This is a genomic window from Noviherbaspirillum agri (assembly GCF_054780595.1).
In genome coordinates this window covers 345,322-369,827 of record NZ_BAAGWA010000001.1, presented here as the reverse complement: position 1 = coordinate 369,827, position 24,506 = coordinate 345,322, and the positions used below count along the sequence as shown (strand labels likewise).

The following is a 24,506-nucleotide window of genomic DNA, read 5'->3' as shown; positions in this document are numbered from 1 at the left end:
CCATTCAACCTTTCCTGACTTCCGCAATGTCCCAAACCCGCCTGCAACACGCCATCCGCTGCCTGTCCGACTACGATCCCGACGCCCTGTCGGTTGCCGATACGCAGCGCATCATCCAGGACGTCGTCGAGCCGGTGCAGGCAATCGAGAAGGTGGCGTTGCGCAGCGCACTCGACCGCGTGCTGGCACAGGACCTGATCTCGCCGATCGACGTGCCCTCTCATGACAACTCGGCCATGGACGGCTATGCATTGCGCGGCGCCGACCTCGACGCGCAGAAGCCGGTGACCCTGCAGATCCTCGGCACCGCGTTCGCAGGCACTGCCTTCGACGGACATGTCGATGCGGGCCAATGTGTGCGCATCATGACCGGCGCCGTGATGCCCGCCGGCTGCGACACGGTGGTGCCGCAGGAGCTCACGGAAAACGCCCAGGAAAAATCGGTCACGGTTCCCGCCGGCGCGGTGCGTCCCGGCGACAACCGCCGCCTGAAGGGCGAAGATCTGCAGGCCGGCTCGCCCGCGCTGCTGAAAGGAAAAGTCCTGCGCCCCGCCGACCTCGGCCTGATCGCCTCGCTTGGCATCGCGGAAATCCCGGTGCAGCGCCGGCTGCGCGTCGCGTTCTTTTCCACCGGCGACGAGCTGCGCTCCATCGGCGAACCGCTCGATGCCGGCTGCGTCTATGACAGCAACCGCTACACGTTGCACGGCATGCTGACGCGACTGGGCTGCGACATCATCGACATGGGCGTCGTCAAGGACGATCCTGCCTCGCTGGAAGCCGCATTCCGTACCGCCTGCGAAAACGCCGATGCCGTCATCACCTCCGGCGGCGTGTCCGTCGGCGAGGCCGACTACACGCGCCAGATGCTGGCCAAGCTCGGCGATACCGCCTTCTGGAAGATCAACATGCGCCCCGGCCGCCCGATGGCATTCGGCCGGATCAGCTCCAACGGCAAAAGCGCCTACCTGTTCGGCCTGCCGGGCAATCCGGTGGCGGTGATGGTGTCCTTCTACTTCTTCGCGCGCGATGCGCTGTTGCGCATGATGGGCGCACAGCAGCGCCCGCTGCCGCTGATGCGCGCCGTGTCCGAGTCACCGATCAAGAAGAAACCCGGCCGCACCGAATACCAGCGCGGCATCCTGTCCGTCAGCGCACAGGGCCGCGCACAAGTGAAGATCACCGGCGCGCAGGGTTCCGGCATCCTCAAGTCGATGTCGCTGGCCGACTGCATCGTCGTGCTGCACCCGGAACAGGGATCGGTGAATGCGGGTGATGAAGTGGACGTCGTCCTGTTTGAAGGACTGGTCTGAGAGCCGTTTCAGTCTTACTGAACCGTTGATGCCGGCCGCGCAGCTCACGCCGCGCGTGCAAACGCCACGACCTGACGCAGCCATTTGTTGCGCTTTGCCTCAGTCGCAAAGCGCACCGGCCCGAATGACGTGATCTTCACCGGTTTGATGCCGCAAAACTCCAGAATCGTTTTCTTCATCTGATGGTGTCCCGGCATGCTGTAGACGAAGCGGTAATACCACGGCGGCGTGTCCATGGTACTGATCACATGCGCACTGCGCCCCGCCAGCAAGCGGTCCCAAAAAGATGAGTTCTTCCGGTACTTGAATGCATATCCCGGCAAGAACACCCGGTCGAACATCCCCTTGAGCAGCGCCGGAATCGATCCCCACCAGATCGGATAGACGAAGACCAGATGCTTCGCCCAGGTGATCGCGTCCTGAAGCTCCTTCAGGTCCGGCTCCAATTCCTGCCGCTGGCTGTAGCCGTGATGCAGTGTCGGGTCGAATGTCATCTCCCCCAGCTTGAAAAAGCGTACCGAATGCCCCGCCTCCTTCGCTGCAGCGACATACGCCTCCGCCAGTGTCCCGCAAAAACTGGATGAATCGGGATGGCCGAGGATGACTGCGATGTTCTTTGACACTTTTGTTTTTCCTCTTTGATAAAGACCGATTCACCACTTGGCGGCGGAAAGGCTGCCTTGCACCGCACACGACACGTTCCCGCCATCTACGGTTTGCGTGAAGATCCGGCAGCCCGAATCGATCCTAAATTTGCTCAAATCGCATGAGACGATAAATGCAATATGCACCGACATGTTGAGGCTGGACAGAACCATGCACAAATGCAGCCCGCCTGTCTCGGACTCCACGCAGTACTCAGCATGCCATGACAAATTGATTGCCAATTACTGAAGGACGTCCGGTGATACCTCTTCCCCCATTAAGAGCCTGTCAGCCGCCGGTACATGCCTGCTGATGTGAAGAGGAATGCCGTCGCAATGCCGGGATCGAAGGCCACATAAAACGCAAGCGCCAAGCCTGCATAGAGCCCGGAGATGAACAGTTCCCGCGAACGGTTCCCCTTGCCAAACGCGAGGAAGAGCGTGGTCAGTACCGTAACCAGCGCAATCCCCACGCTGATCAACGGAGACTGGCCAAGCCGCCAGAGCGTGGTTCGCGCAAACAGCGGCAGCTGCATGCCGGACGCATCAATCAGGTACAAGATTCCCGCCGTGCTCAGCAGGATCCACAACAAGACGGTATCCGTCAACGCCTGTTTCATCGCTCCCCTCCCGCACTAACGCCGGTCATGGCCGCACGCTGATCCCGGCGAAACAAGCCTCTGCCACCAAGCGCTGCCATCTGGCGATCATGCATCCTGGACAGCAGAAGCATCGCGAGCGACGCGCCGATAAACGCAAGGAACATGTCCGACTGCGTATCCCACTGGTCGCCCTGTGTGCCGAGGAATTCGTCCGCACCCTGCCCGAGTGCCAGCGCCGCCCACCATTCGATCAGCTCGTACCATGCACTGATCGCCATCGCCACGCAGACGGATAGGAAGGCAGCCATCCTGCGGCCGGACACATACGCGCCGCGGAGCAGGATCTCGCGCGCAATCAATGCCGGCACAAAACCCTGCGCAAAGTGCCCGATCTTGTCATACGGATTGCGGTCAAGCGCAAAGAGATCCTGCAGCCAGAATCCCAGCGGCACGCGCGCATAGGTGTACGTCCCGCCCAGGATCAGGATCAGCGCATGCACGATGATCAGGGCATACAGCAGCGAGGTCAGCGGAAACCGCCGGTAAGTGAAGATCAGAATCGGCGCCGCAATCACCGCCGGCGCCACCTCCAGCGCCCAGGTTCCGTAGTCGGTGGTGATCCATGCAGACAGCATGAGGACGGCCAGCATGCCGAAGCCGGATGCGGCCAGAATTTTTTCTCTTTTCATAGTGACTCCTGATCCTTGCCTTTTACCGTGCCACCGGGACGTGGCTAAATGAACTCGCAACTCTCATAGTCGAACGCTCTGACGCCAAAGCGCCGCTTCAAGCGCTCCAGCAGCGAGGCATCGACACAGTTCGCCAGGCCGAACCACATTACATCCCCAGAATCGGGATCCAGATGCACGGTGACCAGCACCGGCAGGCCGTTATATTGCCCCTCACCGGCTGCCATATCTGCATCCGCGACATCGTCGAGCGCAAGGTTATCGATCTCCAGCGCCAGCTCCGCCTGAAATGAAGCCAGCGCCCCAAGCCGGATGAAGTTGTCGCCATCCCACTCGTTGGGCGGTCCCACGTTTTCCGGGGCGCGATACAGCATTGGTTCTTTGTGGCTCATGATTGGATCCAGAAGGTTGATGCTTCAAGAGTTGCACCGTTAAGCGCGTGGTGGTCGCATATGTTGCCTCGCGCATCGCGAGAATGCCTGCAGCAACGCAATCCCCACGATGGTCAGGACAGCATTACTTTCATAAAAGCCGGGTATACAACTATGCGATTACGCGACTGCACGACGGCGCGACTGCGGGCCGCACCGTCATGCCGATTCTCTCGGTCAGTTTCTTGTATTTCGGAGGAGCCATAAACTACTTGCCAGCCTTACCTTGAGGCCAAGGTTCACCACTGGCACGGGCAATCCAGTCAAAGTACATCTCAGTGCCGTAGGGCTCGTGAGGTATTTCTTTGCCATGAACCGCGAACCTGAGATCTTGAAGATTCATCAGCTCGCTAAGGACAGCCAGGCAATCATGAATTCCTGCGTCTCTTTCGCTCTGAAGCAGTTCCGCGACCAAAGCGCGCTGCTCTTCCGAGAGCGATTGGATAAGAGCGTTGAACCTCGCGTTTTCTGCTGTTGCAAGCCATAGCTCTCCCGCTCTGACTCTCGTCGCAGTGACACTTTCCCGGCGCTCTACCAAGGAGTCGATTATTTTCTCGTATTCCACTGGAACCTCGCTTCTGGTGACTGACGTTGGAAGTAACCTGCCGCCGGAATGTCGGAGGCATGGAGCACGTCTTTATTCAAGCTTAATGTCGGGCTTCCTTCGTCAGCCCAACCGTACTTCAGGGAGCCTCTATGCGAACCCGTTAAAACACGCATGGCCGGCCGACGTTGGCTGTCATCCCGGCAGCCAGCGCCACCAGAAGGGCTCGCGTTTCTCTTTAGCGCCGAGTCGACGCAGCAGCTTGGCGAACTCATTGTGGCCATGCTTCGTGGCCGCCTGAAGTGGAGAGAGGTTATCAAGCTCTGAAACAAGACTTGGGTCTGAGCCATGCTCCAATAGATACTGCGCGATTTCCAGGTGACCTTCAATCAAACTCGCGACAAGTGGTGTTCGAAGGATCTCGGGGTGTTGATAGTTTGGATTTACACCCTCTGTGATGTGATGCTGCACCAGCGACAGGTTGCCTTCTACTGCTGCCTGGTACAAGTTTTTCCAGTCTCCCGCTGACATACTCCTCCTTTGTTGGGTGCTGCGTCGATCTTTCGCCTGTGGCATGAGTGGCCTAACTGTGTCCTTACTCAGAGGACGTGAAGTAAAACGACGTATGCCAGACCGTTTCAAAGGACATGTCACCAACTTTGTAGTCTTACTTGACATCGTCTGAGTAACAGGACAGTTCCCACGTTATGCACGACCACGAGCCGTTATGCAAAGCTTGCCCTTCGGCGGCAAACCACGCCCTGCCTCATCTCCGAGCACGTAGATGCCGTCTTATTCGTCAGCTCGACCGAGCTTCTTTGCCATGAACCGAGAATCTGCTCACCGTTTTCGCGGATAGAGGGGGATTTCGCCTCCGGGCGGCCCGGGCGGCACGAGCAGAACCACCTGTTCTCCTCCCGGCGTGATCTCAACCTTGCAGGCGAACGGGCCGTCGGGCCTCGTATCGCCGGCGAGGTTGATGCAGCCACGCAGTTTCGAGCCCGCGAATCGTTGCCCGACCGAATTCTTGGTACGTTCAAATAAGCCCAATCGCGGCGTCCCCGGGTTCGGGTAGCTCTCGCGCGCCCCGCCCATTGTTAACGTACAAGAAGTGTCCGAGCACTCGAGCGTCATTTTTATCGTTGGACTGGGGATACCAATTCGTTCGGGAACGTCAGCTTCATACGCGCCGCGGAATTCATCGAAATCGATCGTCGGCGCCGGTATATTCGCACGCTCACGCATCGCCTTCATTTTTTCGGGTGTCAACTGGGCCGATGCAAGGGGCACCATCAGCAACGCGACGAGTGCAAATACAGGTTTGATCCAGCTGGTTGTGTGCATGGGGGCATCCAGTCGACAAGCTAAAAGGGATCGCGCAACGGCATCCGTGTTGAGCGACAAGTTGAATGTATTCACGATTGCTAGTCTCTTATTACGTCAATCAACTTTCCTTGCTCGTCAAACTTCAATCCCAAACGACCAACCCACGTATATCCGTCTTTTTCAAAAGGCTCGCCAGCAGACCACGCCATTTGTGCAGCCTCCACAATTTGTGCTCGAGAAGCCCCAGATCTCGTCGTTGTTCTAAGCACCGCGAGAGCCTGATTTAAGGTCTGCTGTTCTTCTTCCAGTTGCGCTCCTTGGTAGGTCTCCGTGACACCGGCATCCAGAACCGTAAAAGCCCACCATGCGTTCGATGTTAGAAGCGCCGCCGCCAAAATCGAAATAATTATGGTGGACTTCTTCACTACTCCTCCTAGCACATTCAACGACCTGTTGACCAGCGCGCGTGCGCGTCGGCGTCGAACTTCAAGTTAAATAGCATCATTCGAGAGAACTTTTCCATCAAAAATTCGTACGATCTCTTCGACTGCATCGATGCCACCACTGGGACATGCGAGTTGATCGAAATGGATCTCACCTTTCCCTGGGCCAGTGAAATGCAGGTTTGAGAGTTCAATGTCGGCGTTAATGAACGCGTCGACCCATGATCCAAAATCCCATGGCATCTGAATGTTCGGGTTCGCTCTCCATTTCTCAACCCACTCATCTGCAGCAGCTTTTTCGTGCACGAACTTCGACACGTAACGTTCACCAAGTAGGTCTTTGAGGTGTTCCTCGGCGATGACACCTTTCTTCTTGCCATCGGCGATAACGTCAAAAACCTGCGTCATGACAGAAACGTCATCCAACTGAATCTCTGAAAACTGAATAGTCGCCATGCTTTGCTATTTAATGCCGTATTAAGAGCCTATCCCAGTAGGAATCAGCCCCGCGCCGGTACCCATTGGGATCCAGGGCCAGGCGCGAGGCCCGCCGCGTGGTGATCCACGCAAGGGGTTCGCAACACCGCCATGGGCTTCAATGGGTACCGGCCCTTCGGGTTGGGGGCAAAAACGCACACCGGCGGTGTTGCTCGTCTTTGCATAGATCACTATGCGGCATCCTCGCGCCTTGCCGGTGCACCTTTTTGCCCCCAACGCGGGGCTGATTCCTACTGGGATAGGCTCTAAACGGCACATTTATGCGTCCGGGTTCAATTTCGAGTTAGGAGATACCCCCGCTCCGCACCACATGCAATTTGCCTCTGCTGATAGCGTTTCCCTGTTACACCGTTGGCAAAATACCATTTGCACAACTTGAGTCTGATCGTCGTTTTCCGCTATTTCCTTACCAGTGAAAGTCGAACTAAGATAACGCCGCAGCACGATTAACCAAACAGCTGCAACAACGAGCATTGACACATTGAGCGCTTGCGGGGTCTTGCCACCGGCCTCCGCGATAGCAAGCGCAATAAGCATATTGATGACTCCTAAAAGTGGAGCAATCGCGAACATCAACATCGCGGCAAGTGCGTTTCCCTTTCCAAGTAATCGAAGAGCTTCCGGAACTACCAGACAAATAATTGGAGAAATAAAAACGAGCTTTTCCAGCAAAGTGGTTGAACCGACTTCCGCTAGGACGGCGAATAAAAACCATACACTTCCGGCAATAAGCGCTCCAAATATTGCACCCACGGAATTTCCTAACTGAATATTTAACAGGACAGCTGCCGCCGTTATGCACACCCACGAGCCGTTATGCAAAGAGTGCCATTCGGCTGTAACCCACACCCAGCCTCTTCTCCCAGCGATGCTGGTTGAAAAAACAGTGATAACTAAACGAGAAATGCGGCAGCTCTACTGGCGTGCATCTGTGTCGATGGATGCTGCCACGGAAAAGTTGCCAGAGCAATATCACGTTTATGGGAAAGCGGTCATTTGTGGCTCGTAACGGTTCGCCGACGTCGCCCGCTGGAAGTAAAATCGCATGCAACGCCCCTCCGCGCCGGATCGCCCTTATCCCCGCCGCCATGACGAAAGAAGCCGATGCAAACGTCCTCCACAACACCGCCCATGCCCCTCGCCGCGCTTGTCTATCGCGACGGAATCGATCCTGCTCCTGTTCTCCAGAATGTTGTTGCGGCGCTACGCCAGCGGGGTGTGGTGGTCGGGGGCGCGGTCCAGCATGGTGATGTGGGCTGTGCGATGACGCTGGAACTGCTGCCGTCCGGTGTGCGCATTCCGATCTCGCAGGACCTGGGTAGTGGTGCGAGCGGTTGCCGGCTTGATTCGGTGGGACTGGCGGAGGCGGCGTCGCTGGTGCGCAAGGCGATCGATGCTTCGCCGCAGCTGGCGGTGTTCAACAAGTTCGGGGCACAGGAGGCGGCGGGTAGCGGCATGCATGCGGAGATGGTGGCGGCGGTGACGGCGGGCATTCCGATATTGACCGCCGTGCGCGATACCCTGTTGCCGCAGTGGGAAGAATTTACCGGCGGCGAGTCTGCGCAGCTGTCCTGCACGGTCGAAGCAGCCCTCGCGTGGTGGGACGCGGTGGCTCGCGATTGATTGCTGCCCTCGCCTGCCATTTCCGCCCATAGGGCGATGGCTGGGTCACCTTCTGCATCCTGTTCGGCTTACTTTTGGGAACGTCTTGTCTGCGCGTGATGCGGGCAGGATGAATGCGCCTGACATACCGCTGCAGATTGCTGAAAAACGGCGGCGCTACTCCTTGCCTGTTCTCTGAAATACCTTCCTCTCTCGCTACAGTTCTTGTCGCTTTCCGGATTTATCTGCGGGATTACCGATCAAACAAGGGTTATTTCCGACAACACATTGCAATAAGGAGATGCCCATGGACGTGCAACCCCAAGCCGACGAGAGCATGGAAAAAGTCGCGGAGCTCGTAAAGGAAATCAAGTTTGCGATGCTGACGACGCACGAGCCCGACGGCGCGATGCACAGCCGGCCGATGGCGACGCTGCAGATGGACGCGGACGGCTGCCTCTGGTTCTTTACCAGCGTGCGTTCCTACAAGGTGGATGACATCGATCACGAGGCGAAGGTCAACTTGGCGTATGCGCGCACCGACAAGCAGGATTACCTGTCGGTGGCCGGCACAGCGGAAGTGGTGCGGGACCGGCAGAAAATGCAAGACCTGTGGACGCCATGGATCAAGCCGTGGTTCCAGAACGGGCTGGACGATCCCGATCTGGTGCTGCTGAAGGTGAGGATGGACGAGGCGCACTACTGGGAATCGCCCGGCAGCGCGGTGAAGCGGCTGTATGGCCTTGCCAAGGGCATATTGACCGGCAACACCGATGCACTGGGCGGCCAGGGCACGGCGCGCAATGTGCACTAGGAGGCTGTCTTTGCGCAGCCGGTCTTGCCACTGCGCGGCGCGGTGACGCCCTCACCCGCCCGCGCGATGGCGACGGCGCAATCCGCAGAACGGCGCAGCCGGTGTGCCGTCATCACCGGCGCATCGGCCGGCGTCGGTCGTGCCGCAGCGCTGGCCTTTGCCCGGCGTGGCTGGCATGTCGCCCTGCTTGCGCGCGGCGTGGACGGACTGGAGGCCGCGCGCAGGGAGATTGAAGCGATCGGCGGCACGGCCGTCGCCATTCCAGTCGACATCACCGACCATGCGCAGGTGGAAGCGGCTGCCGAGCGTGTCGAGCGCGAGCTCGGGCCGATCGACGTGTGGGTGAACAATGCGATGGCGACGATCTTCTGCCCCTTCGAGCAGATCTCGCCGGAGGACTTCGAGCAGGCGACACGCGCAACCTACCTCGGCGCGGTATGGGGAACGATGGCGGCGCTCAAGCGCATGAAGCCGCGCAATGCCGGCACCATTGTGCAGGTCGGCTCGGCGCTGGCCTACCGGTCCATCCCCTTGCAGGCGCCCTACTGCGGCGCGAAAAGCGCATTGCGCGGCTTTACCGATTCCCTGCGCTCCGAGCTGATCCATGACCACAGCCGCGTGCACCTGACGATGGCGCAGCTGTCGGCTTTCAACACGCCGCAGTTCGACTGGGGCAAGACCTGCTTCGACAAGCAGCCGCAACCAGTGCCGCCGATCTTCCAGCCGGAGCTGGCGGCGGAAGCGATCGTGTGGGCGGCACAGCATCGCCGGCGCGAGCTGTGGGTCGGATTTCCGGCCGTGAAGGCGATCCTCGGCACGCGCGTGCTGCCCGGCTTCCTCGACCGGCTGCTGGCAAAGCGTGCGTATGGCGGCCAGTTCACCGACCAGCCGCTGCAGCCGGGCCGCAAGGACAACCTGTACCAACCGGTACCAGGCGACCATGGCGCGCACGGGAGATTCGATGCGCGAGCGAAGGACTTCAGCATGCAGTACTGGCTGACCACGCATCGGCGGCCGGTGGCGGCGCTGGCGATACTCTCGGCTGCTGCTGTGGTCCTTGCGTGGCTCAGCGCGTGATGCGCAAGTGCGTGATGTGCAAGTGTGTGATGTTCAGGCGCGTGATTCGTCCTCGGTTTCCGGCACATCGCCCAGTGCCAGCCGCGACATGATCTGCGAGACATGGCTCAGCCCTTGCGGGAAGTTGCCGAGCATTTGCCTGCCGACGACGTCGTACTCTTCCGAGAACAGGCCGAGATCGTTGGCGCATTCCATCGCCCTGCGGTAATACGCCCATGCCTTGTCCTTGCGCCCCTGCCGCGCAAGGCAGTTCACCAGCCAGAAGGTGCACGGCAGGAAGACGCCCTCGTTGCCGGCGAGCCCGTCGGGTGACAGATAGCGGCGCAGCAGGCCGTGATAATCGAGCGTCTCGCAGATGGCATCGGTGGTGCGCAGCATGCGCGGGTCGTCATAGGCGATCAGGCCGACGCGCGGCATCAGCAGCAAGGCGGCATCCAGGTCCTTGCTGCCGAAGGCTTGCACGAAGACGCCGCGCCCGTGGTCATACCCCTCGCGTTCGATCGCATCGCGGATCATGTCGCGGTTCTTGCACCAGCGTTCAATCGGCGCCGTGAAGCTGTTGTCCTGCGCCAGCATCACGCCACGGTGGAGCGCCGCCCAGCACATCGCCTTGGAATGGACATGATGGCGCGGGACGTCGCGCACTTCCCACAGCCCGTGGTCCGGGTCCTGCCAGCGCTGGCAGACGAGGTTGACCACGTCGATCAGGAAATCCCAGTAATCCGGCTCGGTGCGATGCCCTTTGGCGTGCCATTCCCACGCCATTTCCAGCAGCTCGCCGTACACGTCGAGCTGCACCTGCCGGGCAGCGCAATTGCCGATGCGCACCGGCTTCGAGCCGCGATAACCTTCCAGCCAGCCGAGCTCGACCTCGGTCAGGCGGCGCTTGCCATCCACGCCGTACATGATCTGCATCTGCTGCGCGTCGCCGGCCGCGCTGCGCTGGATGAAACGGTGGAAGCGGTCGGCCTCTTCCACATAGCCCAGTTCATACAGTGCCCGCACGGTAAAGACCGAATCCCGGATCCAGCTGAAGCGGTAATCCCAGTTGCGCTCGCCGCCTATCCATTCCGGCAAGGATGTCGTGGCCGCTGCCGCAATCGCGCCGGTGCGGTCGAAGCTCAGGGCCTTGAGCACGATCGCCGAGCACAGGCTCTGCCGGTCAATCGCGTGCGAAGTGCGGATGTGCTGCGCCCATTCCTGCCACCAGTCGCGCGTGCGCTCGTAAGCGCGGTCGATGCCGGCGGCGTCCGGCAGGCCGGCCGAGATGGTGTGGTCGATCAGTTCCGGAAACTGGAACTGGATCACCAGCCGCACACGCTGCCCGGCATTGACGCGGAATACCGCTGCCAGGTTGCCGGGCTGCTCCATTTCCAGCGGCACGTCGGCATGGATGATCAGTCCCTTGTTGCTGCCGATGGCCGCAAATGCGCCGCGCTCGTCACAGCGAATGTGCGGGATGACATCGCCATAGTCGAAGCGCGGGCAGATCTCCATGCGCATTTCCACCGAGCCCGTCAAGCCGTCGATGATGCGCATCTGGTCGAAGCGCGCATGCTCCGAGCCTTGCGCGTCCATGGCAAAGAAGTCCACCAGCCGCACTTCACCCTCTGGCGTATGGAAATACGTCTCCAGGATCATGGTGCCGTCGACATAGTTGCGCGTCGCGCTGCGCTCCTCGCTGGTCGGCGCGATCGAGCAGAATCCGCCGCGATCCCAGTCGAGCAGGCGGCCGAAGCAGCTATCGTCGTCAATCCTCGGCATACAGCACCAGTCGATGGAACCGTCGCGCGACACCAGCCCAGCGCAATGGCAGTCGCTGATCAGGGCGTAGTCGGCTATCGGCGGGTAGCGCTGCATGGTTCTTCCGTTGAAATAAGCCGACACGGATGCAAGTTGCATACCCGAGTTCATGCGGCAACAGGGAATGCACGCAGTGAATCCGCGCAGTGAATCTGAGCAGTGAATCTGCCCAGTGAATCTGTCACCGCCTGCAATGTCGAAGAAGACATGCACTGCTGCGGGAGCGCTTCCCGTAGCAGTCCGACAAAACGACAAGGAGGATGTATGACGATCACGGTAAAGAACACGCGGCCGGACGAGCCGGCAGTCACGCTGTTCGGCAGGCTGGACGACGGCACCTATGCCGCCGAGGTGATGGCGGAGACGAGCGTCCCCTACTCAACTTACTGGGACAATGCCATCGAACAAGTTGCGGTGTATATCGAACCGGACGATGAGCAATTGCAACGCGTGGTGGAGGCGCTCAACGATGGTCGGCTGGAGTTTTCCGCGCTCCAGAATTTCGGCTCGGCCAACGGCGGGCAGTCGACCTTGCCGATATGAAAGCGTAGCCCCGCTTGCCCCCTCTTATTCCTGCGGCGGCTCTTCGAGCTTGTCGACGGTTGCCTTGACGACTGCGCTGCTGCCCTTGCGCCAGACTTCGATATCGACGGCGGTGCCCGGCTTGGTGCCAGCCACCAGGCGCGCGAGGTCGGCTGAGGTTTCTACCTTCTGTCCGTTCAGCGAGAGGATCACATCACCCGGCACGATGCCGGCCTTGTGCGCCGGGCCGCCTTTTTCCACTGCCGCGACCAGTGCGCCGACCGGTTCCTTCAGCCCGAAGGAATTGGCCAGGTCGACGGTCAGTTCCTGCACCTGCACGCCGATGCGCCCGCGCGTGACCTCGCCGTTCTCGCGCAGCTGCTTGGCGACGTCCATGGCGATATCGATCGGGATTGCGAACGAGATGCCCATGTAGCCGCCGGTCTGGCTGTAAATCTGCGAATTGATGCCGATCACCTCGCTGCGCGTGCTGAACAGCGGCCCGCCGGAATTGCCGGGATTGACGGCTACGTCGGTCTGGATGAACGGCACATAGCTTTCATTCGGCAGTACCCGCCCCTTGGCGCTGACCACGCCCACCGTCACGCTGTTGTCGAAGCCGAACGGCGCGCCGATGGCGGCGACCCACTCTCCCGGCTCCAGGCTGTTCGGGTCGCCGATCTTGACCACGGGCAGGCCGGTGGCCTCGATCTTGATCAGCGCCACGTCGGTATAAGGATCAATGCCGATGACTTTGGCCTTGTACTCGCGCTTGTCGGTCAGGCGCACATTGATCTCGCCGACATCCGCAACGACATGCGCATTGGTGAGGATGAAGCCGTCGGCACTGATGATGAATCCCGAACCGAGGCTGCCCGACGGCGCTTCGCCTGCTTCCGGCGGCACGCCGAAACGGCGGAAGAATTCCAACATCGGGTCACCTTCGCGCAGTTGCGGCGCCCCCGCCTGGTCCGCCACGGTCGATATGCCGCTGACGTTGACCACCGCGTTGCCCTGCTGCTTCACGAGCTCGACGAAGCTGGGCAGCTGGATGCCGGGTGTGGTTGCAGGAGCTGGTGTCTGTGCCGCCGGCGGCGCCGGCGCTGCCTGTTCCTTGTCCGCATCCGAGCAGGCGGGCAGCAGCAGTGCAACCAGTATGGCAGCCGCAGTCCGGCCGGCTAAGTGTTCACGTTTCATCATTATTCTTCTCCCGTTGATCGCCAGGCGACGGACCAATTCCCAGCTGGCTGATGATCGGTTATCGGCTGGCGACAATGCAATCTTTACCCGGCTGCGGCAACTTATACCGGACGTTCGCGCTGCAGTGGTCGGAATCCGGGGTCCTCACCGACATGCCCTACTTCGGCGATATGATCCTCTGCCGCTTGCCCAAGGGTTTCGCCGATCATGTCCGGCGCAACCGTGGGCAGCAACTCTGCCAGCTCGCTGACCGGCATCAAGCGGTTCCACTCCGGATCCCATTGGTCATAGGCTTGTGAAATCTGCTTCCAGACCACGCCCTGCATTTCCGTCAATGCCATGATTTCTCCGTTACTGTTGCGGTCTCTTGTATGAGAGCCATTTCAGATTGACCTTGCTTTAGCGTCCCGCGTCATTGCCGCTACTGCTGCTACTGCCGGTGCCGAGGCTGGCGCCGCCCGCCCCGTCACCCTTGTTGCCACTCTCCAGTGCCAGGAAATACCCGTTAATGCGATGGCGAAACTCGGCTGTGTTCAGGTCCGGCCAAAGGTCCCGTTCAAAGCCCTGCGACATGTCCAGCTGCTTGCGGTCCAGCGTCAGGACCAGGTCCGCACGCCGCTTCTCCGGGAAGCGCAAGGCCGATATCGGCACCGGCAGCAGCTTGTTGTCGGGGCTCCATGCCTTGTCGAAGTCCAGCACGGCATAGGACAGGCTGCCACGCCCGATGTCGATCACCAGGTCCTGCACCTCGCCCGCACTGCGTCCCTGACTGTCATCCACGTTCTTGCCGATCAGATCCGTTGCGCGCATGAGTTGCGCGCGCGGTGCTGCCTGTGCCGCCTGCCCTGCTCCTTGCGCCGACTCGCCCCGGCGGAAGAACTGGTCGACCCGGTCGAAATAGCGGCTGTCGCCCGCCTTCGGCCATGCGTCCCGCACAAACCCCGGTGCGCCCTTGAGCTGGCTGCGGTCCATCGTCAGCACCATGCCGTCGCGCCCGCTGATCTTGAAGGCCGACATCGGATAGGCATACAGCTTGTCGCCGAAACCGAGCGTGCCACCGAGCGACAGCACGGCATACGCCACACGGCGCGTGCCAACGTCGATCAAGAAGTCCTTGAACTCGCCCAGCGCTTCTCCGCGCGCATCCGCGACGCTGCGGCCGAGCAGCCGGCTCGCGCGCACATCGAGAGAGCGCTGCTCGGCGGGCGCAGATCGCGCCGACGGAGCAGAAGATGCAGACGCCCCGGCGGTCGCGCTGGATGCCGGCGAACTGCCGCTGGCGCCGCCCTCCTGCGCCACGCCATCCATCAGCACCGACATGCCGGCCGCAACGACGAGGCCGCAGGCGAGCAACTTGCGAGGGCGACACGCATTCATGTTGTGCTCCTTGGCGCTTGCCGGTCGTTGCGGCCGCAGCGTACTGCAGGCTCCAACGGCACGCGCCGTGGGAAAACGCCTCAGGGGGAAACCGGATCATCCGGGTCAGGATCCGGCGCCAGGGTGCGCTCGGCCTCTTCCCGGCTGATATGAGTGACATGCGGGGTGCCATGCGGGCTGACGTGCGGCTGCCCGTCTTGCTGCCCATCTTGCTGCACTCCACTGCGGCCCGCCTCTTTCCGATCGGTATCCGGCGCGGAGGCCGGACTGCCGCCTGCTGGCGAAGCCTGCAGTTTGCCAGTGTCCCCTTGCGGATCAGCCAGCGCTCCTGCCTGTTTTGCCTGTTTATCGCCGGTATGCATGATCAATCCCTTTCCAACCGGATCGGACTCTTTCCATGCCCGGCTCCGGAACATGACAGATAAGGATTTGTTGTGCGCGGGCGCCTTTAGTTCCTTTTTTTGCAATAACTGGCCTGGAAGAAACAGGGTGCGCACAGCTGCCCGCAGCCAACACGAATTACACGCATTTGTAAAAAGCGCTGAACCTTTTGCGCATTGTTGCAGTCGGCTTCACTGACTGTTTCCGGCGCCGAGGCTGCGTCCGGAGCGATCTGTTCCCCCGCTTGCCGGCAGTGGATGGAGACCCTCGTCTCGCTCGACGGCAACGCGGTTTGTTTCCTTACTTCACAGGAGAAACATCATGCGAATAGCTGACGCAATGACACGCGACGTCAAGATGGTCAGTCCAGAACAGAGCATCATCGACGCGGCACGGATGATGGCCGACTGCGACTGCGGCGTCCTGCCGGTCTCGGACAACGACCGGCTGGTCGGCATGATCACCGACCGCGACATCGTGGTGCGCGCGATTGCCGAAGGAAAGTCGAATGACTGCCGTATCAAGGACGTGATGAGTCCGGACGTCAAATACTGCTTCGAGGATGACGACATCGACGATGTGGCTGCCAACATGGGCGACCTGCAGATCCGTCGCCTGCCGGTATTAAGCAAGGACAAGCGACTGGTCGGCATCGTGTCGCTCGGCGACATTGCCAATACCGACGAGATCCCTGCGGCCGATGCGCTGTCTGCGATCTCCGAACCGGTTTCGCAGCACATCAGCACCGGCATTCGTCCGCACTAAGGCTACGCTGGACAAGTTCCGCTCGGGTACGTCGGTGCGTCGATGCGTCGGTAATGGCGCACCGCTTCTGGCATGCCGTATGCAACACGGCAAGCTTGTCCACGTTTTTTCCCCGCGGTTCTTTCCAGCACACAGGAGACTGGCATGGCTATGACGGTAGGCGACTTCCTCCTGCACCGTCTGTCCGAATGGGACGTGCAGCGCATCTACGGCTATCCCGGCGACGGGATCAACGGCATCATGGGCGCGTTCGACCGCATCGGGGACAAAATGCAGTTCGTGCAGGCGCGGCATGAGGAACTGGCCGCCTTCATGGCCTGCGCGCATGCCAAGTTCACCGGCGGCGTCGGCGTCTGCCTTGCCACGTCCGGCCCGGGCGCCATTCACCTGCTCAACGGCCTGTACGATGCCAAGCTCGACCATCAGCCGGTGGTGGCCATCGTCGGCCAGCAGAAGCGCGCGTCATTGGGCGGCGACTACCAGCAGGAGGTCGACCTGCTGTCGCTGTTCAAGGATGTTGCGCACGAGTTCGTGCACATGGCCACCACGCCGGACCAGATCCGGCACCTGGTGGACCGCGCCATGCGCATTGCACGCGACCAGCGCACCGTGACCTGCATCATCATCCCCAACGATGTGCAGGAGATGCCGGCGGTGGAGACGCCAGCGCGCGAGCATGGCACCGTGCATAGCGGCATCGGCTACACCTCGCGCCCGACGCTGCCCAATGAATCCGACATTGCCTGCGCCGCGTCGGTGCTCAATGCCGGCAACAAGGTCGCGATACTGGTCGGCGCCGGCGCGATGCACGCCACCGACGAAGTACTGGAAGTCGCCCGCCTGCTCGGCGCCGGTGTCGCAAAGGCCCTGCTCGGCAAGGCGGCGGTGCCCGATGACATCCCGTTCGTGACCGGCGCCATTGGCCTGCTCGGCTCCAAGCCGAGCTGGGACATGATGAATGAATGCGACACGCTGCTGATGGTCGGCTCGTCCTTCCCCTATTCCGAGTTCCTGCCGAAGGAAGGCCAGGCGCGCGGCGTGCAGATCGACATCGACGGCCGCATGCTGAACCTGCGCTACCCGATGGAAGTCGGCCTGGTCGGCGATTCCAAGGCGACGCTGCGCGCGCTGATCCCGCACCTGCGCCAGAAGCAGGACCTCGGCTGGCAGCAACAGATCGAGCAGAACGTCGCGCGCTGGTGGAAGGTGCTGGAAGCGCGTGCGATGAACGACGCCAAGCCGATCAATCCGCAGCGCGTGTTCTGGGAGCTGTCGTCGCGCCTGCCCGACCATTGCATCCTGACCTGCGACTCCGGCTCGGTAGCCAACTGGTATGCGCGCGATGTGCGCTTGCGGCGCGGCATGATCGCGTCCCTGTCCGGCGGACTGGCAACGATGGGCCCGGCGATCCCGTATGCGATCGCCGCCAAGTACTCCTACCCGGACCGTCCCGTGATTGCGATGCTGGGCGACGGCGCGATGCAGATGAACGGCATCAGCGCCCTGATCACGATTGCGCGCATCTGGCGCAACTGGGCCGATCCGCGCCTCGTTGTCATGGTCCTCAACAACCGCGACCTGAACCTGGTCACATGGGAGCAGCGCGTCCTCGCGGGCGATCCCAAGTTCGAAGACTCGCAAGACCTGCCCGACTTCCCGTACGCGGCGTATGCCGACATGCTGGGCCTGGGCGGCATACGGGTGGACAAGCCGGAAGACATTGGCCCCGCCTGGGACCGCGCCCTGTCGGCGCGCATGCCGACGGTAGTGGAGATGGTCACCGACCCGAACGTGCCGCCGTTGCCGCCGCATGTGTCGGGCAAGCAGGCCAAGGCCTACCTGTCCGCACTGCTGCATCGCGACCCCGAAGCCGTCGGCATCGTCAAGGCGTCCGCGAAGGAATGGTGGGATGGGCTGTTCCCGCCGGACAAAGCGTCGTGAGCAGCGCGCGCTGCGGTCAATGGTGCGTCAGCGTTGGCGTGGCGTGCAAGTGAGGATTTCCGGGAGCTCCGGCAAGTGCCCTGCATGTCTATAGCACGTCCACGTCCGTAGCCCGAATAAGAATCTGGTCCTGACTGAAGCGCTGCTCCAGCTCCTGCCGGTAATTGGTCCACCATGCGCGCTCCGTGGCATCGACCATGACCTCCGCAAGAATCACGTCGTCCCGGCAGACCGTGCCAGATTCCTTCTCCCACGCCCCGACAGCGGGCGAGCGCAGGTAAAGCGTCACGCCGCCAAACATGTCGGTCAGCTCCTGACGCACTTGCTCCACGAGGCCCTTCGGACAAGGCCGGCCGGCGTTGTCGTATACGGGAAGAAGAATTTGCACCAGTCGCATTGCGATTTCGTAAGCATTTAACGTGAGCCGCCCATGCCCCTGTTCAATGGCCAGTCCGCTTTTATACTGGCATTCCATTGAAAACCATTACCGGAAGCCGGATCTTTTCCTGCTCCTCGATTGCCATTTTCTTACCATGAGATGCGCAAAAAGAACTTTAAACCGCTAGCTCGACGCAGAGGCCGGATTCATGTGAGACCAATGCCCATGCCGCATGAGGTGGGCCAGTTCATCTGCCGAAACAGGGGGCTGGAACAGGAAACCTTGTGCGGCGGTGCAGTCCTGCGCCTTCAGGAATGCAAGCTGCTCGCTTGACTCGACGCCTTCGGCAATGACCTTGATGCCAAGCTTGTGCGCGAGGCCGATCACGCTGGATGCGATCGCCACGTCTTCGCGCCGTGTCGGCAAGTGCCGCACAAGCGACTGATCGATCTTGATGACGTCAATCGGAAAGTCGCGAAGATAGCTCAATGCCGAGTAGCCGGTACCAAAATCGTCAACCGAGATATGGATTCCCATCGATTTCAGGGATCTCAGGATCGACGTGCTGCCCCCGGAGTCCTGTACCAGGAGGCGCTCGGTGATTTCCATTTCGATGCAGCCAGGCTCTATGTCGTATTCCGCCAGTGTATTGCGCACAATGTCGAGAAAACCCGGATCCCGGAACTGCAGCGGCGACAGATTCACGGCGATGCGAAACGGTGGAAGCTTGTGCCTGCGCCAGTCGCGTGCCTGCTGACATACGGCGTGCAGGATCCACTTTCCGAAGTCAATGATGCTTCCGTTTTCTTCGGCGATGGCGATCAGTTCGGATACCGGGACGGAATGCATCTCGGGATCCTTCCATCGCAGCAAGGCCTCGACCGAGGTAGTCCGCCATGTGTTCAAGTCGATCTGCGGCTGATAGTGGACTTCAAGCCTCTGTGTCTCCAGCGATGCACGCAACCTGTCCTCAAGCCGCTTGCGCCCCTCGATATGCTCGCCAAGCGCTTCCGTGAAGAACTCGAAGCCGTCCCGCCTTGCCGCCTTGGCACGGTACATCGCGATGTCCGCATTCTGGAGCAACTGGGCTTGATCATGGGCATCGTCCGGGAAAATGCTGATGCCGATGCTCGAGCCGCTATACACATCGACGTCGCCGAGCCGGTACGGAGACGATAGCTCACCGGCGATTTTCCGGGCGAGTATGGCTGCGTCGTCGGCATTGTGCAGCCCGGTCTGGATCACCACGAACTCGTCGCCGCCGAGCCGCGCCACGAAATCGGTTTCGCGTATGCAGCCGCTCAGGCGAGAACCGACTTCCTTCAATAAAAGATCGCCCGTGTGGTGCCCCATCGTGTCGTTGATGTACTTGAACCGGTTCAGGTCAAGCAAGAGGACGGCAAGAGAAGTGTTGCCGCGCTGCGCATTGGCCAGCTCCTGATGCAATCGCGTGCTGAAATAGGCACGATTCGGCAGTCCGGTCAGCACATCGTGGTTGGCAAGGTAGTTGGCCCGCTCTTCCGCCAGTTTGCGCTCCGTGTTGTCGCGCATGATCTTGGCAAAACCACGCAGGTCGCCGGTGCGATCAAACAGGGGCTGGACAAGTCCCGTAGAAAAGAAACGCTCTCCGTTCTTGCGGATATGCCACTTGTCATCGGTCGAAACGCCCTCTTCACGCGCACGCTCGAGTTCATGTTCAGGACCGTTATGCTCATGATCCTCCGGAGTGAAGATGATCCCGATGGAGCGGCCGACGGTCTCATGCCGCCGGTAGCCCAGGATATTCTCCGCGCCATGGTTCCAGTCCGTGATGTTGCCGTCCTTGTCGAGCATCAGGATGGCGTACTCGGTCACCGAGTCCATCAGCATCCGGAAGTCGTCCTGCGCATGTTCAAGCCGGGTTTCCGCGCGACGGCGGCTCGTTTCCGCGCGACGGCGGCTCGTTTCCTCTGCGACACGGCGCTCCAGTTCCCGCTCCGCCTTCTTTGCCGCATCGAGGGCAAGTTGCCGCTGCGTGTGGTCCCTTAATATCTTGACGAAGCCCTGCAAGCTGCCTGACGTATCCCGTAGCGGAAAAACCAGTCCCGTCCCGAAAAACCGGGAACCGTCTTTCCGCATGTGCCACCGCTCGTCCTCCGCCTGGCCGAGCGCCGCGGCGGTATGCAACTCTTGTTCGGGTGCGCGCGCCTCCCGGTCTTCCGGGGTAAAGATGATCCGGCCATGGCGACCGATAATTTCCTCCTCGACATACCCGAACAGGCGTTGTGCACCGCTGTTCCAGCTTGAAACGTTTCCTTCTTTATCAACCGTAAAGATTCCATATCCGACGGCGGCGTCCACAAGCAGGCGATAGAGGTAATCGCTCCGCTGCATGCCGGCATCTTGTTCATCGGTGGGCATCCGTCTCTCCACTTTCCGTGCGGTCTTGAAGGAATAGAGGGATGCAAGGATTTAAGGTTTCGTATTCACACAAGAATTTTGTTGATTTGATGCAGGAGTGCAGCGGCACATAGCGGCATACAGCGGGTTCTGCTGGACGAAGAGCCCATCCCACAAGATTCCCGCAGTGCTACCGGGGCATAGGCAGAGCATGCCGTTGCTGCAGTCTTCTCCCGTCCCTCCAGCCATTTCCGGGCACTCGTCCAGACCTTGGTATCCTACGCCTGTCCCGGCAGCGCGATAGACAGGCGCCCAGGGAGGTTTCGCGCCTGTCCGCGACGTGCCGGGCATGTCAATTTGGAGATATTGATGAATCATCCGGAGCTTCACCAGAAAGCCTTTCTTTTCCTTCTGCTGGCGGTCAGCGTCGCCTTCGGCTGGGTTCTCTGGCCGTTCTACGGCGCATTGTTCTGGGGTACCGTGCTTGCCATCCTGTTCGAGCCGGTACACCGGCAATTTCTTGTCGCGATGCACCAGCGGCACAACCTCGCCGCGCTGTCGACACTGCTGCTGTCGCTGGTCATCGTGATCTTCCCGCTGACGCTGGTTTCCGCCGCGCTCGTGCAGGAAGGCGCGGCGGTGTACAAGCGCATCAAGTCGGGCGAACTCGATTTCGGCCTGTACTTCCAGCAGGTGATCGACGCGCTGCCGCCCTGGATCATGTCGCTGCTCGACAACGTCGGCCTCGGCACGCTGTCCGCAATCCAGCAGAAGCTGTCGGCGGCGGCCGTACAAGGCAGTCAACTGATCGCCACGCATGCGCTCAACATCGGCCAGAACACCTTCGACTTCCTGATCAGCTTCGGCATCATGCTGTATCTGCTCTTCTTCTTCCTGCGCGACGGACGGGGCTTGTCGGCACGGATCAAGCAGGCGGTCCCGCTCAGCGCCGACTACAAACGTCATCTGTTCAGCAAGTTCACCACCGTCATCCGTGCCACCGTCAAGGGCAACATCGTGGTAGCGGCGACCCAGGGTGCGCTCGGCGGCGTGATGTTCTGGATCCTCGGCATCCAGGCGCCGCTGGTATGGGGTGTGGTGATGGCATTCCTGTCGCTGCTGCCGGCCATCGGCGCAGGACTGATCTGGGGACCGGTGGCGATCTATTTCCTTGTCACCGGCGCCATCTGGCAAGGCGTGATCCTGATCGCTTTTGGCATCCTCGTGATCGGGCTTGTCGACAACGTGTTGCGCCCTATCCTCGTCGGCAAAGACACGCAGATGCCGGATTACGTGGTGCTGATCTCGACGCTCGGCGGCATGGCGCTGTTCGGGCTGAACGGCTTCGTCATCGGGCCGGTGATCGCGGCGCTGTTCATCGCCGCATGGGACCTCTTTTCCTCGACGGCCGACGCCCCGGCCGAGCGGTCGCAATGACGTGCTGCCGGGTGCGGTGTTGATGCCGCCCCCGGCACGTTTCCCCAACGGTCATACCGTTCCTGCCACACCGCTCACTGTCCGCAGAAAAGCGACAGCGCATGCGTCATCACCTTAGCGTCATCACCTTATCCTGCGAGACATCGCTGACGAAGCTGACGTCGTGCCCGCAGCGCGTCTCCAAGTCGAATCCAGCGATCAGACGGTGCAGCTCTCTCTGCTTTCAGCCCAATCGTCAGGCGCGCGTCTGACTGCTGGACGAGGGCATTGGAACAATGTCCGCCACCGTTGGCATGTATCGCGCGATCGAATGACTGCGCACGCATCACGTCGATAAAGTGGCGTATCGCAGTGGGTTGTGCTCCGCATCCGGTGGCCCTGCGACAGCCGGGCAAGGCGACACCACCGCGACCTCATCCAGCGAATCCGGCCGCCCCGCAAGAGAATCCGCATGCCAAAGCGCTCCGCGTGGTCGTTGAGGCCGGCGCCGCAATCCCCTCCCCGCCGTGCTCATTCCTGTTGTTTTTGATTTTCTCTCGCCCTGTCCATGCGCCACCGGGCCAACTTCCCCAGCGTGAGCGCCTGCACCAGCAAGCTGAAGATGACAACAGCATAGGTCGAAGAAAGAATGAGTTCCTTCCCTGCCATGTCGGGCAGAGACAAGGCCAGCGCGATGGAAATGCCGCCGCGCAAACCGCCCCATGCCATCACGGGCAGCGTGACGTCGGCAACGGCGCGCAGCCTGGGTGTCGCCAGGATCGGCCCGGCTATGCTGAGCAACCGTGCCGCGAGGACAATCGCGATAGCGGCAATCCCGATGACCGCGTGGTCAACAGAATAGGTCAGGACCACCATCTCCAGCCCGATCAGGCCAAACAGCACGAGATTCAGCAACTCATCCAGCACTTCCCAGAATTCGAACAAGCGCATTTGGGTCACTTCCGACATCGCCCGCTGCTTGCCATGATTCCCCGTGATCAATCCCATCACCACAACCGCAATCGGGGCCGAGACATGCAGGGCCTCTGCGGCCGCATATCCTGCGGTTGCCATGGCCACTGTAATGAGGATTTCAACCGCATAGCTGTCGACGTCACGCAACATGAGAAAGCCGGCATAACCGGCCACCACGCCAAATACCACGCCGCCCAGTACTTCGGTAGCAAACAGCAAAGCCGTACCGCCGAACGATGCCGAGTGACCTGTTCCCGTTGCCAGGCCTAAAAGCGTGAGGAAGACGACCACACCGGTACCGTCATTGAACAGGCTTTCGCCGGCAATGCGTATTTCCAGGCTTTTCGGCACGCCTGTACGCTTGAGGATGGCAAGCACCGCAACCGGGTCGGTGGGTGATATCAGTGCGCCGAACAGCAGGCACTGCAAAAGCGGCACAGGATGGCCAAGCAACTTGGCCGCAAGGAAGAACATTGCACCCACGATCGCGGTCGATAGCGCAACGCCGACAGTCGCCAAGAGCAGGATGCTCCACTTCTCCTGCCTGATCTGATCAAAGCGAATGTGCATACTTCCCGCAAACAGCAGCATGCCCAGGATGCCGTGCAGCAGCGTATTGGCGAAATCGATCCGGGAGACGATTTGCCGGACCGAATCGGCAAATGCCGGGAAATAGGCGCTTGCGATGACAGCCGCGACTGATGCCGCCATGCCAAATGCCGTAATACCGATGGCATCCGGAAGCCGGATGAAGCGGTGATTGAGATACCCGAACAAGGCAATCAGAAAAACAATACCGCCGATGATCTGCAATGCCGTCACGTTGCCCCCCATTGGTCTGTCACGCCGATTTCCGGTGTACGGCCGTTCGTCCGGGCCGGAGTGAGCTGCTCCCGGTACGACGACACCCTCCGTGTGCATCAATACCGCCCCCCGATCATCAAGCTGTTGCGTGATCGTCGAGGGGTACTCATCCATGGCGAGCGCCCCCATCGGCGTGTTCGGCGCGCAATGGATTCTCGCCCTTTGGCGGGGCCGGCTCCATCGCCTCCCGCTCCTCTTTCAATTCCTTGCTAAGGAAAAAATTCAGGGCGGTTCGTATGATCGCGATGGCTGCCAGCTTTCCGATACGCTCCCACGTAGGTGCAACGGAAGTGGACAGAATATCGGCGGCCAACTGCAGCTCCAGCGCCAGCGTGAGGTACCGGGCAAATGCCAGGCGTACCGCGGTAAAACCCGTGCCTCGCGCACGAATGGCATGACGAATCAGCCCCGTGACGGCAACCAGCAGCCCAATCGCAATGACCGATGCACCAAGCGTTTCAATCAACAGCCGCAGCCATTCCACGCCTGAACGGACTTGCTGTTCCACATCTTCAAACATG

The 24,506-nt window shown here is 60.6% G+C and carries 27 protein-coding genes; 8 read left to right on the top strand and 19 right to left on the bottom strand.

What is annotated here, in order from left to right; translation table 11 throughout:
• Window positions 1-26 precede the first annotated feature (26 nt).
• Window positions 27-1,313, top strand: a complete 1,287-nt coding sequence (gene moeA, locus ACYVIA_RS01545) for a molybdopterin molybdotransferase MoeA (RefSeq protein WP_460837213.1) — start codon at window positions 27-29, stop codon at window positions 1,311-1,313.
• A gap of 44 nt (window positions 1,314-1,357) precedes the next feature.
• Here moeA and ACYVIA_RS01540 read toward each other — a convergent pair whose 3' ends face one another.
• The 10 genes from ACYVIA_RS01540 to ACYVIA_RS01495 form a co-directional block, all read right to left on the bottom strand.
• On the bottom strand, window positions 1,358-1,936 hold the full coding sequence (locus ACYVIA_RS01540) for an NAD(P)H-dependent oxidoreductase (RefSeq protein WP_460837210.1): 579 nt from the start codon (window positions 1,934-1,936) through the stop codon (window positions 1,358-1,360).
• A 299-nt stretch (window positions 1,937-2,235) separates the two neighbouring features.
• On the bottom strand, window positions 2,236-2,577 hold the full coding sequence (locus tag ACYVIA_RS01535; protein ID WP_460837209.1) for a hypothetical protein: 342 nt from the start codon (window positions 2,575-2,577) through the stop codon (window positions 2,236-2,238).
• Window positions 2,574-3,248 (bottom strand): DUF2238 domain-containing protein, encoded by a 675-nt coding sequence (locus ACYVIA_RS01530; protein WP_460837207.1) that lies wholly within the window; start codon window positions 3,246-3,248, stop codon window positions 2,574-2,576. Before ACYVIA_RS01530 ends, ACYVIA_RS01535 begins: the two co-directional genes overlap by 4 nt.
• Before the next feature lie 44 nt (window positions 3,249-3,292).
• Window positions 3,293-3,640, bottom strand: a complete 348-nt coding sequence (locus ACYVIA_RS01525) for a hypothetical protein (protein ID WP_460837206.1) — start codon at window positions 3,638-3,640, stop codon at window positions 3,293-3,295.
• A 247-nt stretch (window positions 3,641-3,887) separates the two neighbouring features.
• Window positions 3,888-4,244 (bottom strand): DUF6547 family protein, encoded by a 357-nt coding sequence (locus ACYVIA_RS01520; protein ID WP_460837205.1) that lies wholly within the window; start codon window positions 4,242-4,244, stop codon window positions 3,888-3,890.
• A gap of 174 nt (window positions 4,245-4,418) precedes the next feature.
• Window positions 4,419-4,730 carry an ankyrin repeat domain-containing protein gene (locus ACYVIA_RS01515; RefSeq protein WP_460837203.1) on the bottom strand — a complete coding sequence of 104 codons (312 nt, stop codon included), beginning with the start codon at window positions 4,728-4,730 and terminating at the stop codon, window positions 4,419-4,421.
• A 333-nt stretch (window positions 4,731-5,063) separates the two neighbouring features.
• Window positions 5,064-5,567, bottom strand: a complete 504-nt coding sequence (locus ACYVIA_RS01510; protein ID WP_460837202.1) for a hypothetical protein — start codon at window positions 5,565-5,567, stop codon at window positions 5,064-5,066.
• An 80-nt stretch (window positions 5,568-5,647) separates the two neighbouring features.
• The gene (locus tag ACYVIA_RS01505; protein WP_460837200.1) at window positions 5,648-5,974 is read right to left on the bottom strand and encodes a hypothetical protein; all 327 of its coding nucleotides are present in this window, start codon (window positions 5,972-5,974) and stop codon (window positions 5,648-5,650) included.
• A gap of 66 nt (window positions 5,975-6,040) precedes the next feature.
• Window positions 6,041-6,448: a hypothetical protein gene (locus ACYVIA_RS01500; protein ID WP_460837198.1), complete on the bottom strand. Its 408-nt coding sequence runs from the start codon at window positions 6,446-6,448 to the stop codon at window positions 6,041-6,043.
• Between the two features lie 300 nt (window positions 6,449-6,748).
• Window positions 6,749-7,243: a hypothetical protein gene (locus ACYVIA_RS01495; RefSeq protein ID WP_460837197.1), complete on the bottom strand. Its 495-nt coding sequence runs from the start codon at window positions 7,241-7,243 to the stop codon at window positions 6,749-6,751.
• Window positions 7,244-7,594: 351 nt separating this feature from the next.
• Here ACYVIA_RS01495 and ACYVIA_RS01490 point away from each other — a divergent pair, with 351 nt between their 5' ends.
• From ACYVIA_RS01490 to ACYVIA_RS01480, 3 genes are all read left to right on the top strand, one after another.
• The gene (locus tag ACYVIA_RS01490; protein ID WP_460837194.1) at window positions 7,595-8,113 is read left to right on the top strand and encodes a DUF2478 domain-containing protein; all 519 of its coding nucleotides are present in this window, start codon (window positions 7,595-7,597) and stop codon (window positions 8,111-8,113) included.
• A 286-nt stretch (window positions 8,114-8,399) separates the two neighbouring features.
• A complete protein-coding gene (locus ACYVIA_RS01485) occupies window positions 8,400-8,906 on the top strand; it encodes a pyridoxamine 5'-phosphate oxidase family protein (protein ID WP_460837192.1) in 507 nt (168 codons plus the stop codon).
• A 66-nt stretch (window positions 8,907-8,972) separates the two neighbouring features.
• Window positions 8,973-9,983 carry an SDR family oxidoreductase gene (locus ACYVIA_RS01480; protein ID WP_460837624.1) on the top strand — a complete coding sequence of 337 codons (1,011 nt, stop codon included), beginning with the start codon at window positions 8,973-8,975 and terminating at the stop codon, window positions 9,981-9,983.
• 33 nt (window positions 9,984-10,016) lie between these two features.
• Here ACYVIA_RS01480 and ACYVIA_RS01475 read toward each other — a convergent pair whose 3' ends face one another.
• Entirely contained in the window at window positions 10,017-11,843 is a 1,827-nt protein-coding gene (locus ACYVIA_RS01475) for a glycoside hydrolase family 15 protein (protein ID WP_460837190.1), read from the bottom strand.
• Between the two features lie 207 nt (window positions 11,844-12,050).
• Between ACYVIA_RS01475 and ACYVIA_RS01470 the strand changes: the two genes are divergently transcribed.
• On the top strand, window positions 12,051-12,329 hold the full coding sequence (locus ACYVIA_RS01470) for a hypothetical protein (protein ID WP_460837188.1): 279 nt from the start codon (window positions 12,051-12,053) through the stop codon (window positions 12,327-12,329).
• A gap of 24 nt (window positions 12,330-12,353) precedes the next feature.
• Here the strand turns inward: ACYVIA_RS01470 and ACYVIA_RS01465 are convergent, their stop codons facing one another.
• The 4 genes from ACYVIA_RS01465 to ACYVIA_RS01450 form a co-directional block, all read right to left on the bottom strand.
• On the bottom strand, window positions 12,354-13,508 hold the full coding sequence (locus tag ACYVIA_RS01465; protein ID WP_460837187.1) for a trypsin-like peptidase domain-containing protein: 1,155 nt from the start codon (window positions 13,506-13,508) through the stop codon (window positions 12,354-12,356).
• Window positions 13,509-13,609: 101 nt separating this feature from the next.
• On the bottom strand, window positions 13,610-13,849 hold the full coding sequence (locus ACYVIA_RS01460; RefSeq protein WP_460837184.1) for a hypothetical protein: 240 nt from the start codon (window positions 13,847-13,849) through the stop codon (window positions 13,610-13,612).
• 58 nt (window positions 13,850-13,907) lie between these two features.
• The gene (locus ACYVIA_RS01455) at window positions 13,908-14,885 is read right to left on the bottom strand and encodes a PRC-barrel domain-containing protein (protein ID WP_460837182.1); all 978 of its coding nucleotides are present in this window, start codon (window positions 14,883-14,885) and stop codon (window positions 13,908-13,910) included.
• Window positions 14,886-14,965: 80 nt separating this feature from the next.
• A complete protein-coding gene (locus ACYVIA_RS01450; RefSeq protein ID WP_460837180.1) occupies window positions 14,966-15,247 on the bottom strand; it encodes a hypothetical protein in 282 nt (93 codons plus the stop codon).
• Window positions 15,248-15,587: 340 nt separating this feature from the next.
• Between ACYVIA_RS01450 and ACYVIA_RS01445 the strand changes: the two genes are divergently transcribed.
• Window positions 15,588-16,031: a CBS domain-containing protein gene (locus tag ACYVIA_RS01445; RefSeq protein WP_460837179.1), complete on the top strand. Its 444-nt coding sequence runs from the start codon at window positions 15,588-15,590 to the stop codon at window positions 16,029-16,031.
• 144 nt (window positions 16,032-16,175) lie between these two features.
• The gene (locus ACYVIA_RS01440; RefSeq protein ID WP_460837177.1) at window positions 16,176-17,972 is read left to right on the top strand and encodes a thiamine pyrophosphate-requiring protein; all 1,797 of its coding nucleotides are present in this window, start codon (window positions 16,176-16,178) and stop codon (window positions 17,970-17,972) included.
• Window positions 17,973-18,060: 88 nt separating this feature from the next.
• Here the strand turns inward: ACYVIA_RS01440 and ACYVIA_RS01435 are convergent, their stop codons facing one another.
• Complete coding sequence (locus ACYVIA_RS01435; protein WP_460837175.1) at window positions 18,061-18,369, bottom strand: hypothetical protein; 309 nt, start codon at window positions 18,367-18,369, stop codon at window positions 18,061-18,063.
• 165 nt (window positions 18,370-18,534) lie between these two features.
• Window positions 18,535-20,751, bottom strand: a complete 2,217-nt coding sequence (locus tag ACYVIA_RS01430; RefSeq protein ID WP_460837173.1) for a sensor domain-containing protein — start codon at window positions 20,749-20,751, stop codon at window positions 18,535-18,537.
• Window positions 20,752-21,099: 348 nt separating this feature from the next.
• Between ACYVIA_RS01430 and ACYVIA_RS01425 the strand changes: the two genes are divergently transcribed.
• Window positions 21,100-22,167, top strand: coding sequence for an AI-2E family transporter (locus ACYVIA_RS01425; RefSeq protein ID WP_460837169.1), 1,068 nt, complete (start codon window positions 21,100-21,102; stop codon window positions 22,165-22,167).
• 510 nt (window positions 22,168-22,677) lie between these two features.
• On the opposite strand, the gene ACYVIA_RS01420 is transcribed toward ACYVIA_RS01425, so the two are convergent.
• On the bottom strand, window positions 22,678-24,099 hold the full coding sequence (locus ACYVIA_RS01420) for a cation:proton antiporter (protein WP_460837167.1): 1,422 nt from the start codon (window positions 24,097-24,099) through the stop codon (window positions 22,678-22,680).
• Entirely contained in the window at window positions 24,092-24,505 is a 414-nt protein-coding gene (locus tag ACYVIA_RS01415; protein WP_460837165.1) for a DUF1622 domain-containing protein, read from the bottom strand. Before ACYVIA_RS01415 ends, ACYVIA_RS01420 begins: the two co-directional genes overlap by 8 nt.
• Window position 24,506 lies beyond the last annotated feature (1 nt).

Coding starts and splice junctions, on each gene's coding strand:
- ACYVIA_RS01525 (WP_460837206.1), bottom strand. CDS start 3,640: ATGAGCCACAAAGAACCAATGCTGTATCGCGCCCCGGAAAACGTGGGA.
- ACYVIA_RS01440 (WP_460837177.1), top strand. CDS start 16,176: ATGGCTATGACGGTAGGCGACTTCCTCCTGCACCGTCTGTCCGAATGG.
- ACYVIA_RS01475 (WP_460837190.1), bottom strand. CDS start 11,843: ATGCAGCGCTACCCGCCGATAGCCGACTACGCCCTGATCAGCGACTGC.
- ACYVIA_RS01430 (WP_460837173.1), bottom strand. CDS start 20,751: ATGCCCACCGATGAACAAGATGCCGGCATGCAGCGGAGCGATTACCTC.
- ACYVIA_RS01460 (WP_460837184.1), bottom strand. CDS start 13,849: ATGGCATTGACGGAAATGCAGGGCGTGGTCTGGAAGCAGATTTCACAA.
- ACYVIA_RS01455 (WP_460837182.1), bottom strand. CDS start 14,885: ATGAATGCGTGTCGCCCTCGCAAGTTGCTCGCCTGCGGCCTCGTCGTT.
- ACYVIA_RS01425 (WP_460837169.1), top strand. CDS start 21,100: ATGAATCATCCGGAGCTTCACCAGAAAGCCTTTCTTTTCCTTCTGCTG.
- ACYVIA_RS01530 (WP_460837207.1), bottom strand. CDS start 3,248: ATGAAAAGAGAAAAAATTCTGGCCGCATCCGGCTTCGGCATGCTGGCC.
- ACYVIA_RS01445 (WP_460837179.1), top strand. CDS start 15,588: ATGCGAATAGCTGACGCAATGACACGCGACGTCAAGATGGTCAGTCCA.
- ACYVIA_RS01415 (WP_460837165.1), bottom strand. CDS start 24,505: ATGTTTGAAGATGTGGAACAGCAAGTCCGTTCAGGCGTGGAATGGCTG.
- ACYVIA_RS01470 (WP_460837188.1), top strand. CDS start 12,051: ATGACGATCACGGTAAAGAACACGCGGCCGGACGAGCCGGCAGTCACG.
- ACYVIA_RS01485 (WP_460837192.1), top strand. CDS start 8,400: ATGGACGTGCAACCCCAAGCCGACGAGAGCATGGAAAAAGTCGCGGAG.
- ACYVIA_RS01435 (WP_460837175.1), bottom strand. CDS start 18,369: ATGCGACTGGTGCAAATTCTTCTTCCCGTATACGACAACGCCGGCCGG.
- ACYVIA_RS01420 (WP_460837167.1), bottom strand. CDS start 24,099: ATGGATGAGTACCCCTCGACGATCACGCAACAGCTTGATGATCGGGGG.
- ACYVIA_RS01490 (WP_460837194.1), top strand. CDS start 7,595: ATGCAAACGTCCTCCACAACACCGCCCATGCCCCTCGCCGCGCTTGTC.
- ACYVIA_RS01465 (WP_460837187.1), bottom strand. CDS start 13,508: ATGATGAAACGTGAACACTTAGCCGGCCGGACTGCGGCTGCCATACTG.
- ACYVIA_RS01480 (WP_460837624.1), top strand. CDS start 8,973: ATGGCGACGGCGCAATCCGCAGAACGGCGCAGCCGGTGTGCCGTCATC.
- ACYVIA_RS01500 (WP_460837198.1), bottom strand. CDS start 6,448: ATGGCGACTATTCAGTTTTCAGAGATTCAGTTGGATGACGTTTCTGTC.
- moeA (WP_460837213.1), top strand. CDS start 27: ATGTCCCAAACCCGCCTGCAACACGCCATCCGCTGCCTGTCCGACTAC.
- ACYVIA_RS01510 (WP_460837202.1), bottom strand. CDS start 5,567: ATGCACACAACCAGCTGGATCAAACCTGTATTTGCACTCGTCGCGTTG.
- ACYVIA_RS01535 (WP_460837209.1), bottom strand. CDS start 2,577: ATGAAACAGGCGTTGACGGATACCGTCTTGTTGTGGATCCTGCTGAGC.
- ACYVIA_RS01450 (WP_460837180.1), bottom strand. CDS start 15,247: ATGCATACCGGCGATAAACAGGCAAAACAGGCAGGAGCGCTGGCTGAT.